12 protein-coding genes and 2 tRNA genes are annotated in these 12,231 nt (G+C 48.5%); 7 read left to right on the top strand and 7 right to left on the bottom strand.

The genetic code is table 11. The features are described 5' to 3' along the window. Window positions 1-6: 6 nt before the first annotated feature. The 5 genes from ACQKLP_RS21255 to ACQKLP_RS21235 all read right to left on the bottom strand — a co-directional run bounded on the left by ACQKLP_RS21255 (window position 7) and on the right by ACQKLP_RS21235 (window position 4,079). The gene (locus ACQKLP_RS21255) at window positions 7-522 is read right to left on the bottom strand and encodes a hypothetical protein (RefSeq protein ID WP_427324969.1); all 516 of its coding nucleotides are present in this window, start codon (window positions 520-522) and stop codon (window positions 7-9) included. A gap of 10 nt (window positions 523-532) precedes the next feature. Then, a complete protein-coding gene (gene can / locus ACQKLP_RS21250) occupies window positions 533-1,162 on the bottom strand; it encodes a carbonate dehydratase (protein ID WP_427324968.1) in 630 nt (209 codons plus the stop codon). A gap of 21 nt (window positions 1,163-1,183) precedes the next feature. Next, on the bottom strand, window positions 1,184-1,963 hold the full coding sequence (locus ACQKLP_RS21245; protein ID WP_427324967.1) for an enoyl-CoA hydratase-related protein: 780 nt from the start codon (window positions 1,961-1,963) through the stop codon (window positions 1,184-1,186). A gap of 21 nt (window positions 1,964-1,984) precedes the next feature. Next, window positions 1,985-2,905, bottom strand: coding sequence for a DUF3667 domain-containing protein (locus ACQKLP_RS21240; protein WP_427324966.1), 921 nt, complete (start codon window positions 2,903-2,905; stop codon window positions 1,985-1,987). A gap of 169 nt (window positions 2,906-3,074) precedes the next feature. Beyond that, window positions 3,075-4,079, bottom strand: coding sequence for a DUF3667 domain-containing protein (locus ACQKLP_RS21235; protein WP_427324965.1), 1,005 nt, complete (start codon window positions 4,077-4,079; stop codon window positions 3,075-3,077). 117 nt (window positions 4,080-4,196) lie between these two features. Between ACQKLP_RS21235 and ACQKLP_RS21230 the strand changes: the two genes are divergently transcribed. The 5 genes from ACQKLP_RS21230 (at window position 4,197) to ACQKLP_RS21210 (ending at window position 7,760) form a co-directional block, all read left to right on the top strand. Beyond that, on the top strand, window positions 4,197-5,027 hold the full coding sequence (locus tag ACQKLP_RS21230) for a hypothetical protein (RefSeq protein ID WP_427324964.1): 831 nt from the start codon (window positions 4,197-4,199) through the stop codon (window positions 5,025-5,027). Between the two features lie 75 nt (window positions 5,028-5,102). Continuing rightward, a tRNA-Gly gene (locus tag ACQKLP_RS21225) sits at window positions 5,103-5,175 on the top strand. Between the two features lie 92 nt (window positions 5,176-5,267). Beyond that, window positions 5,268-5,356: transfer RNA gene (locus ACQKLP_RS21220), tRNA-Leu, on the top strand. 746 nt (window positions 5,357-6,102) lie between these two features. Next, window positions 6,103-6,915 carry a HipA family kinase gene (locus tag ACQKLP_RS21215; RefSeq protein WP_427324963.1) on the top strand — a complete coding sequence of 271 codons (813 nt, stop codon included), beginning with the start codon at window positions 6,103-6,105 and terminating at the stop codon, window positions 6,913-6,915. Next, the gene (locus tag ACQKLP_RS21210) at window positions 6,912-7,760 is read left to right on the top strand and encodes a DUF3037 domain-containing protein (protein WP_427324962.1); all 849 of its coding nucleotides are present in this window, start codon (window positions 6,912-6,914) and stop codon (window positions 7,758-7,760) included. The genes ACQKLP_RS21215 and ACQKLP_RS21210 overlap by 4 nt, the downstream gene beginning before the upstream one ends. Window positions 7,761-7,941: 181 nt before the next feature. On the opposite strand, the gene ACQKLP_RS21205 is transcribed toward ACQKLP_RS21210, so the two are convergent. After that, the gene (locus tag ACQKLP_RS21205; RefSeq protein ID WP_427324961.1) at window positions 7,942-8,400 is read right to left on the bottom strand and encodes a GIY-YIG nuclease family protein; all 459 of its coding nucleotides are present in this window, start codon (window positions 8,398-8,400) and stop codon (window positions 7,942-7,944) included. Between the two features lie 368 nt (window positions 8,401-8,768). On the opposite strand from ACQKLP_RS21205, the gene ACQKLP_RS21200 reads away from it, so the two are divergent. After that, window positions 8,769-9,293, top strand: coding sequence for a Crp/Fnr family transcriptional regulator (locus tag ACQKLP_RS21200; protein WP_427324960.1), 525 nt, complete (start codon window positions 8,769-8,771; stop codon window positions 9,291-9,293). On the opposite strand, the gene ACQKLP_RS21195 is transcribed toward ACQKLP_RS21200, so the two are convergent. Next, a complete protein-coding gene (locus ACQKLP_RS21195) occupies window positions 9,290-10,783 on the bottom strand; it encodes a hypothetical protein (protein ID WP_427324959.1) in 1,494 nt (497 codons plus the stop codon). The genes ACQKLP_RS21200 and ACQKLP_RS21195 overlap by 4 nt on opposite strands. A gap of 94 nt (window positions 10,784-10,877) precedes the next feature. On the opposite strand from ACQKLP_RS21195, the gene ACQKLP_RS21190 reads away from it, so the two are divergent. Further along, window positions 10,878-12,227: a hypothetical protein gene (locus ACQKLP_RS21190; protein WP_427324958.1), complete on the top strand. Its 1,350-nt coding sequence runs from the start codon at window positions 10,878-10,880 to the stop codon at window positions 12,225-12,227. Window positions 12,228-12,231: the final 4 nt, after the last annotated feature.

Raw genomic sequence — 12,231 nt, 5'->3', positions numbered from 1 at the left:
CTTTTTTTATGGTGCTGATTCGAATTTCATCATCCATTGCAGCAGCTTTTCCGGGTAGGCGGAATCGCCTCTTTCCCCGTACAGCTTCACCACCTTGTTCCGCGCTATGCCGACGTAGATCACGTCTTTCTTCATATCGATGGCGATCGCGGCTTCTTCTATGGTGCAGTTATGCGGTTGGCAACCTTCATTGAACAGCACGCTGTTTTCGACTTCGATGGGCGGCGTAGTGCCGTAGCGGACCACAAAATCCTTTTCCTCCGCTCCCAGCATCGCTTTCAGGCGGTCCTTCAACGGCTGTTTCAGCAGCAGCTTTACGTCTGCCGCATATTTCCCGTTGTATTGCTCGAACGATTTCCAGGACTCCACCAGCGCGGGGATCACGGCGGTGTCCGTGAGGGTGATCATCGTATCGGTGGGCGTCATGACCACGGAATCGGGCGCGTGCGCGCCGCTCTTTTCCGGTTGTTGCGACTGGCAGGCGGCCACGAGGGTTACGGCCAGGAGAAATCCGTACTTCATATGCTGCGCTTTAGAGGTGGTACTCGTACAGCGGATCAATATGCGTGCCGGGGTCCATGTCGAACACGGGATTGATGAGCCCGTCTTTCAACCCATACACCCAACCATGCAGGTAAGGCCTTTTATGTTTGTGCCATGCTTCCTGGACGGTGATCGTTTTGGCGAGGTTCATCACCTGCTCTTTCACGTTCAGTTCGATGAGGCGGTCTACCTGCTGATCGGCATCTTCCAGCGCGTCGATCTCGTCTTTATTGAAACGGTATACGTCTTTGATATGCTTCAGCCAGGGATTGATGATGCCGAGGTTCTGGTTGCCCATGGCCGCTTTTACCCCGCCGCAGCCATAGTGGCCTACTACGAGGATATGTTCCACTTCCAGCACTTTCACGGCGTATTCGAGCACGGTGAGGAGGTTCATGTCGGTATGCACGACCATATTGGCGACATTACGGTGCACGAAGATCTCGCCCGGCTCGGTATTAGTGATCCGGTCTGCCGGTACACGGCTGTCGGAACAACCGATCCAGAGGAACTTGGGGGCTTGCTGGTCTTGCAGGCGCTTGAAAAAATCCTTGTCCTGCTCTACCATCCTGGCGGCCCATTCCCGGTTGTTTTTCAGTAATTCTTCAAATGGTTGCATACTCGTTTGATTTTTATATGGTTATTTGCCTGTGAACACGGGCTCTCTTTTTTCCATGAAAGCCTTCATGCCCTCTTTCTGGTCTTCCGACGCGAAGAGGAGGTAAAAATTCTTCCTTTCGAAATGCAGGCCTTCTTCCAGGGTGCTGTCGAACGCGCGGAGCACGGATTCCTTGGCCATTTTCACGGCCAGCGGACTTTGCTTCGCCACTTCGGCTGCGAGGCGGAAGGCTTCTTCCAGGTACAGTTCTACCGGTGCGATGCGGTTGATGAGGCCGGCTTGCAGGGCTTCCGTCGCCGAGATGAACTTTCCCGTCAGTACCATTTCCATCGCCAGTGCTTTGCCAACAGCGCGGGTGAGGCGCTGTGTGCCGCCGGCGCCGGGCATCACGCCGATTTTTATTTCCGGCTGGCCGAATTTCGCCGATTCGCTGGCTACGATCATATCGCAGAGCATGGCCAGTTCGCAACCGCCTCCCAGCGCAAAGCCGCTGACGGCGGCGATGATGGGCGTGCGTACTTTCTTGATGCCGTCCCAGATGGTAAACTGGTCCACATTATACATATCGATCGCCGAGCGGCCGGCCATTTGCTTGATATCGGCCCCTGCGGCGAAGGCTTTTTCGTTGCCGCCGAGCACGATACAGCGGACGTTTTCGTCGGCATCCAGCTGCTGGAGCGCATCGCGCAGTTCCTGCATGAGCTGGAGGTTGAGCGCGTTCAGTTCTTTCGGCCGGTTCAATTGCACGTACGCGATATGTGGCCGCTCCTGCGGCGAAACGATGATGAATTCGGGGGTCATTGGTGTATGATTTTGAGCTGATTATGTAATTGCTAAAATAAAGAAAAGGAATAACAATAACACGATCGCCGAGCCTAAAGCATATGCTATCAGCACACCAATAGATTTGACCAGCGCCTTACCGAAGGAAACCTGGTAGGTGTTGCGGAGCGATAATACGAGGTAAATGAAGATGAGCAACACCAGCCATTCGTAATAATCGAACCCGTGGAAGGGCATTCCGATCAGCATGGCGAGGATCCCCAGCATGAACACGAACGTGTGCATGTGGATGGAGAAGATGGCGTGATCGCCGTAGACGAGGTCTTTGCGGCGGAAAAACCAGCCCAGCAACAGCGCGAAGAACGGCAGCAGCAGAAAGAACATTTTGGGATAGCTGTGGAGGAATTTATCCTGGATCGCATATCCTACGTTGACGCCGTATTTGTCGCGCAACTGGAGGAACCGGATGATGGTCTTTCGTTTGAACCAGTTATCGCGTTGCTCTTTGGTGAATGTGCTTTGGAGGGAATCGTATACATGGGCAGCGTTGTCCAGCGAATCCTGTCCGATCAGCGCGAGCGCATTCGCGTCCGCAAAAGCCTTCGCCGTGTCTTCCGGCGCTATTTTACCGGAATCGAGCCTGCCACGGATCTTTTCCGCGGTATTGACCAGGCCGCCAAATACGGCTTTCTGGGTCGATTTTTCATGCGAATTCTCCCGGGCGTACGGATCGTGATGGCTGGTGGTCATCGCCGCGAGCAGGAAGAACACGAATGAAGTGAAAACATACAGGCGGATGGGGTTCACGAACGTCTGCCGCTTCCCTGCGATATATTCCTTCGTTACCTTTCCGGGGTAAAAGAAGAGATATTTCAGCGTGAGGAGGAGCTTGGAATCATAATGCGTGATGTCCTGGAAAAAATGGCCCACCAGGTGCCCGAACGACTCCTTGGTATCCACGTTTTCTTGGCCGCAATGGCCACAAAATCGGTCCGGCACTTCGTGCCCGCAGTTGAGACAGGTTTTGTCCTGCCGAAGGTGTTGTGTTTTCACGTGTAAGCTGAGACAGGTTAAGGCGGGGTCAAAGATAGACAAAATGACCATTCCCTGATACCTTTCCCTTCCGCCCCTACGAAATCACGAACATCAGGACGATAAAGGCGAGCCCTACGAGCGCCGTGCCGATGGCGTACGCCGCCACGATCCCCAGCGATTTCCAGAAGGCCGTCGAAAGGCGGACCTGGTAAGCGTTGCGCAGCGCGAAAACGAAATACGCGTACACCGGCAGGACCATCCATGCGTACAGCGAATCATTGTGGATGAGCAGGTTCAGCAGGATGCCGATAATGCCGAACTGGAAAATAAAAGTGTGGAAATGGATGGAAAAAATAGCGTGGCTGGCATACATCCAGCCTTTGCGGGAAAAGAACCATTTCAGCAGCAGCGCAAAGAACGGCAGCAGCAGGAACATGAGCTTGGGATAATGATGGACGAGCTTGTCTTCCAGCACATTATCCATATTTCCCCCATACCGGTCGCGCATCTGGAGCACGCGCGTCTGCATCTTCCGCTCCCACCAGGGCTCCCGGAGCTGCGGCGGCAGCGACTGCTGGACGGAGTCGTACAGATGGGCGGAATTGCGGATGGATTCGTCGCCCATGATGCGGAGGATCTCGGCCTGTGTGCGCACCTTGAACGTGTCCTTTGCCGGCACTTTCCCCTCTTCGATCGATTTGGACAGCCTTTGCGACACCTGGTACATCGAGTCCAGTTTCCGCTTCTGTTCCACTTCCATGGTGCGCTCGTAGGGATTATCGTGCTGCCCCGTGAGCCCCATCATGAGGAAGAAAACGAAGGACGTGAAAACGTAGAGCCGGATGGGGTTGACGTACGTCAGCCTTTTGCCCGCCATGTATTCCCGCGTGAGCAGGCCGGGGTAGAAAAAGAGGAATTTAAGGGTGAGGAGGAATTTGGAGTCGTAGTGCGTGATGTCCTGGAAAAAATGGCTGACCAGGTGCCCGAAAGACTCCTGGGTTTCCACGTTTTCCTGGCCACAATGGCCGCAGAAACGGTCCGGCACGGGGTGGCCGCAGTTGAGGCAGGTCTTATCCTGCCGGAGGTGTTGCGTTTTCACGATAGGGTTGAAGTCAGGTTAAGTATGTTAAATATAACCAATTTGATTTTATCTGCCCGACATACGTTTTGCAAAGCCGCGAACGTTTGTACATTTGCGAACACTGACAATCGAGATATGCGCATCCTTACTACCATATGCCTTACCCTTGCCCTCGGCGCCGCCCGCGGGCAGCATTATTACCAGGACGTCATCAGCACGGGCCAGACAGCTGCCACCATGGCGCAGTTCAAAGCCAACAAGGTGACGGGCCAGATCGTCCGCTCGCTGGATGCCAACCAGGAAACCGACAACGATTTCATCTGCGTGCGTACCACGCAGCCCCCTTATCAGAAGCTCAAAGCCGTGACCCAGAGCCGCAACAGCGGCCGGTCGGTGCTGACGAGCACCTTTGCCGGCAACGGCCGTCTGACGCGGACGGTAGACAGTACCGACAATGCCATTACCACCGTTCAATACCGCTATACGGAACAGGGGCTCCTGGCCGAAGTGGAGTCGGGCGTTCGCGGGCGGGAAGACAAGTACCGCATGCAGGAGCGCCATCGCTATGAATACGATTCCACCGGCAGGTTGCAGCGGATGGTGCTGAAGAAAGGCGGGCCCGATTCGGTGATCGTGATGTTTAAAACGGACAGTGCGGGACGGGTAACGGAGGAAATGGAGCCCGGCCGCCAGCGCATCTATTACAACTACGACGCGGCAGGCCGGTTGACGGATGTGCTGCGCTATTATCCTTCCCGCAAAAGGATGTTGCCCGATTATACTTTCGAATATGGCGCCGATGGAAAACTGGCGGCGATGACGGTGGTGACGGTAGAGACGGGCGACTACCTCATCTGGAAATACGCGTACGACGCGAAGGGATTGCCGTTGCGTGAAGACTGCTATGGCAAAGGGTTAGAGCTGCTCGGGCGGATCGCGTACAAATATGAATTCGCAGAAAATTGAAAAAAGATTTTGCAGAATTAAAACAATTCCTATCTTTGCAATCCCAACGAAAAAAGTTCTTATAAAAATAATCAAGCGGAAGTAGCTCATTTGGTAGAGCACGACCTTGCCAAGGTCGGGGTGGCCGGTTCGAGCCCGGTCTTCCGCTCAGAAATCAGAAGTTCCAAACTGTTGCAAAGCGGTTTGGAATTTTTGTTTACAGATATTTGTGGATGTTTCTTTACATTTACAAATGAGGATACCCGGGTGGTGGAATTGGTAGACACGCCGGACTTAAAATCCTGTTCGCTGCAAGGCGAGTACGGGTTCGACCCCCGTCCCGGGTACCATCGGGGATAACCTCCTCAAGATTTTCGGGTTGCTCTATATCGGGGCAACCCGTTTCTTTTGTTTTCTGGTAATTATCTATTAGCGCGGGATGCCCCCGAAAGTTCTACATCGATGTCCACCAAAAGTGATCCAAGTTGGAACTCCACTTATATAACTTATAATTCCCTCGAATATCTCATTTATCGTAACTAGTTTTTAATTTAGTGAGTAAGCGAACTGCTTTTCTTTTTATGCCGTTATATCTCCACTAGATGCATACGGTTTCCCTTTCTGGGCTTGAAGGTCTATATCGTGGTAGGACAAATTGGAAAACCTTTTTTTTATATGTGATCAGTTCGATTTTAATATCTATACAGTGTTCTTCCAGCTTGACTAATCTCTATTGTATGTCTGCCAGTTCAGTTTGATTCACGTTTAATACGGTGGCCCCGTGCTACAGGGCTTCCCATATTTCCTGTTCACTGACTTCAATAATGGCCTGTTGTACTTGCGGCGAGAAGAAAAGATCGTTCAGAGTGGCATAGAATACATAATGCCAGGATAACAAAGTAAGTTACTAACTAAAGCGATTTCGATTACTCATAGTCAACAATAAACTCAAAAACGCAAATCTCTGATAGTCAATTGTAAATATTCATTAACTTCTAAAACATTATTGAGAACCGAATGATAATTATTTTATCTTTGCAAACTCTTAATTTGGCTTTTTTATTCGGATTATTTTTCATATATTAATACAATATAAATGCCCAAAATTACTGATGATTCCTTTTATCTACCTGAAATCTATCCAACAAACTTTAATGATAATCTGAATAATAGTGCGAATAAACCAATCCTAATAAGCGGCTTAGATAAAAGGACTGGAGATAGAGATGATTATGTAGTTAAGTTAAGGGCAGCCGAAAGGATGCAGGGGTTTGCTTTTATGCGAGAACTATTAGGATCATTTATAGCATTACAATTAGATATCAATACTTTCCATCCTGCAATTATTGATATTTCTACCGAATTTTTAAGCCTCCTGATTGGCAATGATGCATATGGCGTTGCTCAAAAAAGTATAGGTTACAATTTTGGCACCAAATATGAAAAAGCTGGTTTCGTACCGATATTAACTCAACCTTTGAATCAGAGTCAACTTAATCATGCCCAAAACATATTTCTGTTTGATTTGTTAATTCAAAATAATGACAGAACGGATTTAAAACCTAATATGCTAACAAATGGGACGGAGATTATGGTTTTTGATCACGAACTAGCATTTGGATTTATCTATGACATTTTTCCTGGCAAACCTGGAACATTTAGGGAAAGTGACCGAAAATGGATTAATAACCATTGTTTACTCAAACTTATTTCTGGAAAAGGCTACGATTTTGAAAGTTTTGAAACAAAGCTTGAATCAATTGATGAGGATTTCTGGAATAAGGCATGGGAGTTGATACCAAATGAATGGCGAGACGGAGATAACTTCATCAAGATAAAAGACTATATTTCAGCTACAATAACAAACAAGAAAGAATTTACGGAAGAATTAAAATTAATAATGTCATGATAACCTATCAATATCAAGTCTTACGTTTTATGCCAGATAGGGTAAATGGTGAGTTTATCAATCTTGGCATAATTGTTTTTGAGCCAATTGAAAAACAGCTTTCAAGTAAATTCATAATTAAGGGTTCTCGTGCCTCTTCGCTTTTCCCCAATATTAACTCTCGTTTTTTGTCAAAAACTCTCAAAACTTTACAAGTAGAAGCTAGCAATATTTCCAAAAGTTTAAGAACTGAATTGGTATTTTCTGAAATTATCCAACTCGACGAAATTACTCGAAAAATACTACCTAAGGACGATAGTTCACTATTCTTTACTGAAACAAAAAAAGGGTTTGATTTAAGTATCGAAAAGGCATGTAACGAGTTATTCAAAAGGTTCATTTTACAGAATGAAGATGACGATATCAAGGATTCAATTTCCGACAAAGAAGTGTGGAGTAAAATGTATCGTGAGTATTTCGACAGCATGGGAATTTCATCGCATTTACACTCACATACTATCAAAACTAGCAATGACGAACTTGAATTTGAAAAGGCATGGAAAAATGGGAAATGGAATTTCTTTGAATCTGTTTCTTTTAACTTAACACGAACTGACACAATAAAAAATAAAGTATACAAGTGGGTTGGTAAAATTGACGAATTGAAAACTTCCAAGGAACCTGTTACACTTTATATTCTTAGTGCAATTCCAGAATCAAATAAAGAGATCAAGAATTTCATTTTTGAAAAGCTTGGAAAATATCATGATAAAAAAACTGAGGTTGAATTGGTTACTCTTCAAAACCTCCCGAAAGTAGCCTTAAAAATAAAGAAGGAAATAGAAGCTCATAATTCCAAAAATTGATAGCCAAGTAATCAACTTTATCATATTGTCAGCTATACTAGCTAGAAAATTTCTTTTGTTGACACCTACATTCAAAAGATAATTAAGGTAAGTTAATTGAACTATAGCCTGCGATAGTTCAATTAACTATTTGATGGCCACTTGAACCATTTTATCCATCCCAGAATAATTTCGCTTAACTTCAAGATAATACATTCATGTATTTTTTGAATACTTGATTTGACGACCTGTTAGTTTTAGTAAATTCTATTACATGCTTTATAATTTTCTTAGTCCCCTTAATATTAAGTAGAACATGCCCTTCTAAAGTTGCAGCTTTGATAAGTTGAGATTCCAAAATATCAAGTCTTTTATCAGCCTTGCCTTCCATTTCACAAAACATAAGCATTTTACTTCCCTTTAGAAAATTACTCATCCCTACCATAAGCGGCACATTACGCAAGAATTGCTGCTCTACCCTTTTCTTAAGATTCTGAGCCTTGCCAATATACATTATACGAATATTATTGCCATGTTGGTTGTAGAAGAAATAACAACCCGGCTTTCCCGGGATCTTATCGGTATCTGCCCAATATATGCGATTCTCCTTCAAATTGGACTTCAATTTCATGGGAGTTCCCCAACTTGCTTTAATTTTCATAGTTCCATGGGATTATCTGAATCACACCTAATTTAATAAATATTATTGATTTTAAGCCTCTTATTGATTCGACATCTTTGTTTACAATATAATTGCTCTCTTGTTTACGATTACAGCAACTGCTAACACAGCTTCTTTAATTAAAAAATTTTATAAAATATATAATAATAAATCTCTTACTCGACCCCACAATAAAAACGAAAAGGCTTCCGCGAGGAGGCCTTTGTTGTTTCCCCCACACAATCACCACCTTCACATCGCCCCTCACCTCCCATCCACACCAAAAACGAAAATTTATTCCTAATTTAGTTGAAACCCGACCCGATATGTATGATAAGCTATTTCCGTTGTTGAATAGCATACACCCCATGTCCCCCGAACTCGAGCAGCACCTGAAGTTAATCCTCGTCACAAAAGAGGTCCCGAAAAAAACGACGCTGCTCAAACGGGGACAAGTATGCGAACACGTTTATTTTATCGAAAGCGGCATGCTCCACTGCTTCTACGAAAAAAACAGTGAAAAAATCACGTCCTGGTTCATGAAAGAAAACGACGTGATCATCTCCGCCAAAAGTTTCTATATGCAAACCCCCAGCGAAGAATCCATCGTAGCATTGGAAGACACCCTCGTCCATGGCATCACCTACCAGCAACTGCAAGACATCTACAGCAAACACCTGGAATTTAACGTGATCGGCCGCGTCCTCACCACCAAATATTACATCCAAAGCGAAGAACGACTCTACTCCCTCCGCAAAGAACGCGCACGCGACCGATACCTCTCACTGCTGGAAACGCAGCCAGACATCATCCGCCGCGCCCCGCTCAAACACGTTGCCTCCTATCTCGGCATCAACATGGAAACGCTCAGCCGCATCCGTTCCAGTATCTAATACCAGACCTGCGTGTTGTTCCGGTACGCGAATATCCGCTCCAACCGCCTGGGGCCGCCCGTTTCCACCAGCCGGTACAGGCCGCCCGACGGCACATTCCGGAATTCAATGACGGAATCCCGCGAACAGGACTTTTCGGCGACTTCGTGCCAGTTATTGTCTTCCCCCAGCGCAAGCAACGTGTATTTCCCCTGCTTGCGGACCCACTGCTCGCTGCCGGTATTCAGTTTTCCTAGGACCATCGTTTGTATCGCCTGCGGATCGGGACGGGGCTGCACCGTTCTGCCCGCGGAGTCCAGGACGAATATCCCGCCGCTGAATTGCAGCGCATCCGTGAAAGTAGCCAGGCGATAAACGATGTCGCGCCCCATGTCGGGAAATGTCACCTGGCCATTGCGCACCGGCGCCCAATACACGGGCACCCATTCCCCATAGTCGAACACGCAGATATACGCGATACCCGCACTGGTATTGCCGATGGGCAGGGTAACATCCCCGACGGGATTATGCTCCTTCGTTACATCGACCCACTGATCATTACGGAGAAAATCCAGCAGAAAATCCTTCTCCTGCACATGCGGCTTGATCTGCCGGCTCCAGCTGCCGTGATTACGGAATGTAAGCCGGAAGACCTTCGCGGCCCTGTCGAACCGCCGGCCCGGCCCCGGTGTCATTTTCCGTTCTTCGTTGTTCCAGTAAACATCGCCGGCATGGCTGCCGTTTTTGCTTCCCCAGAAAGGCACGATGTCCACGGTGGCGGGGATGCCGGTGCTGCGCAATGCATAAGCGTTAAAGAAGGAGCCCTTTTTACATCCGCCTTCCCCGGTCAGCAGCAACTCTTTGTAGGAAGGGTCTTCCGTGATCCGGATGCGGTCTGGCCCATACCTGAACCAGCGGGACGCGGTGTTCACGATGAGGTCGTAATAAAATTCCTTGCTGCTGGTCAGGAACTTGTCGCCCGGCGATTTGCGGTTCTTTTCCTCCCAGGCCTTCACGAGGGAATCGGCTTTTTGCCGCAAAGACGCGCGCCAGTTGTCCGGGAAATCCTGGTGGACCTTGTAAGGCAACAGATAATCGAGGAATACCTCTTTCGGGATATCCTGGTTCCAGGGATACCGCTTCCATTCGGCCACTGCAGCATCGATCTCGCTTTCGAGGAATTCGGGACGGATGAAGGCCGCATCTTTTTCCGGGATACCGCCGGCTTCCAGTTGCCGGTCCTGCAAAAATGATAAAAGACTTTCCACGTTGTGAAAGGAATCTATGGGGTAATGGGTGGGTTTTCCGCTGGAAGCGTCTATGATCGCAGGCTGGTCCGACCATTGGCCGGGCATCTCCCGGAGCAGGTAATGCAGGGCTTCCAGCTTCAGCGAATCCGCCGGGTTGGCCGAGTAGCGTTTTTCGAGGGAGCGTACGTCCGGCGAACCGTTGCGCCGGCCGCAAGCCATGCATGAAAACAACAGTAGCAAACAAACAGGGAAGTATTTCATGATATGAATGTAATCGTTACCCGGCCGTTGAAATATTGATTTTTATCAAATATTTCAACCCCTTCCCGACTATACTTTTGCCAAAACCTCAATTATGAAGAAATTTGTATTGTTACCATTAATCGCACTCGTACTGGTCACCTACTTCGCCTGTACAAAGAACGAAGCCCCGTTCACCCCCGAATCCTTTAAAGACCCGTTCGTAAGCGAAGCGGCGAATTTCCTGAGGGGGCAGGTTTCCGCGTCGGAGTTCGAATCGTTGGACCTCCAGGGTTATTCCCTCATGAAAAAGAATGAAACAGAAGTGATCGGCGTACGCTTCAATGTGAAAGGGAAAGACGGCAAGCAGTTCGCCGTAGTCGGCAAAACCGCCACGGGCCTTACCGGCAACTGGGTGGATGTATCCGAACTGAATGCAAGCGCCAGCAAAAACGGTACGCTCGCTACCCGTTCCTTTTCCGGGGACAAACGCTCGGACGTTTCCTTCACGGAAGGCCGCGTTACAAAAGTCAACAGCACCGTCAACGGAAAATCGAAAACGACCGTATTGCGGTACGGTCCCAATGGCGAACGCCTGAAAACATCCACCGGCGCGAGGATTTCCGGTCCGGATTCCGAAGAAGGGATTTGGCTCCCGGAAGTAACGGTAGTCGGGTACTACAACAATTACTCCGTAAGCTATTTCAGCCTGTTCTATTACTTCAACCAAAACCCGTCTTACACCTACACCTATCAAACTACCGATCCCTATATCTACGGATATGGCGGCGGCGGTGGCGGCGGCAGTTCTTCCGCAGTAGTGGAACTGGCTCCCGTGGAAATCCTCAGCGGCCCCAGCATTGATCTCAACAAACGTATCAACTGCTTCGGCAACGTGCCCACCAACGCCAGCACCACCTATTCCATGACCGTCTATACCGACATCCCGGAAGACGGCAATCCCAGCACCGTGCTCTATGGCACCAATCCCGGCCATGCGTTCGTAACGCTGACGAAAACCAACGGCTCCACAACCGTCAGCCAGACCTTCGGCTTCTATCCCGCAAACGGCCTCAAAAGCATCACCTTCGATAACGTGACCAGCAAAATCGTGAACGACGCCTCGCACGAATACAATGCGAAGATCACCATCCCCAGTATGACCGAGGCGCAATTCAACAACGCCACGTCTACGGCATTGACAAAATCCGCTAATTCATATGATCTGAATGATTATAATTGCACAGACTACGCCGTCGATATTTTCAACTCCGTATCGGTCCCCGGTTTCAGCCCGCTGAGCATCCCCGACCATGTGGCACCGGCAGGTGTCAATTACAAAACAACGCCCGGCGGATTGTACAAGGCGCTGAACCAGCTGAAAACGGCCGGCGGCTCCATGGCCCCGTACATTACGGTGGGTGTGGACGCCAATGGCGGAACAAGCGGCGGAGAGTGTAACTAAATAA

The sequence above is a fragment of the Chitinophaga sp. NPDC101104 genome (genome assembly GCF_050277495.1).
Classification (GTDB): Bacteria; Bacteroidota; Bacteroidia; order Chitinophagales; family Chitinophagaceae; genus Chitinophaga.
The sequence above is the reverse complement of the archived record's forward strand: the minus strand, read 5'-3'. Positions and strand labels throughout refer to the sequence as shown.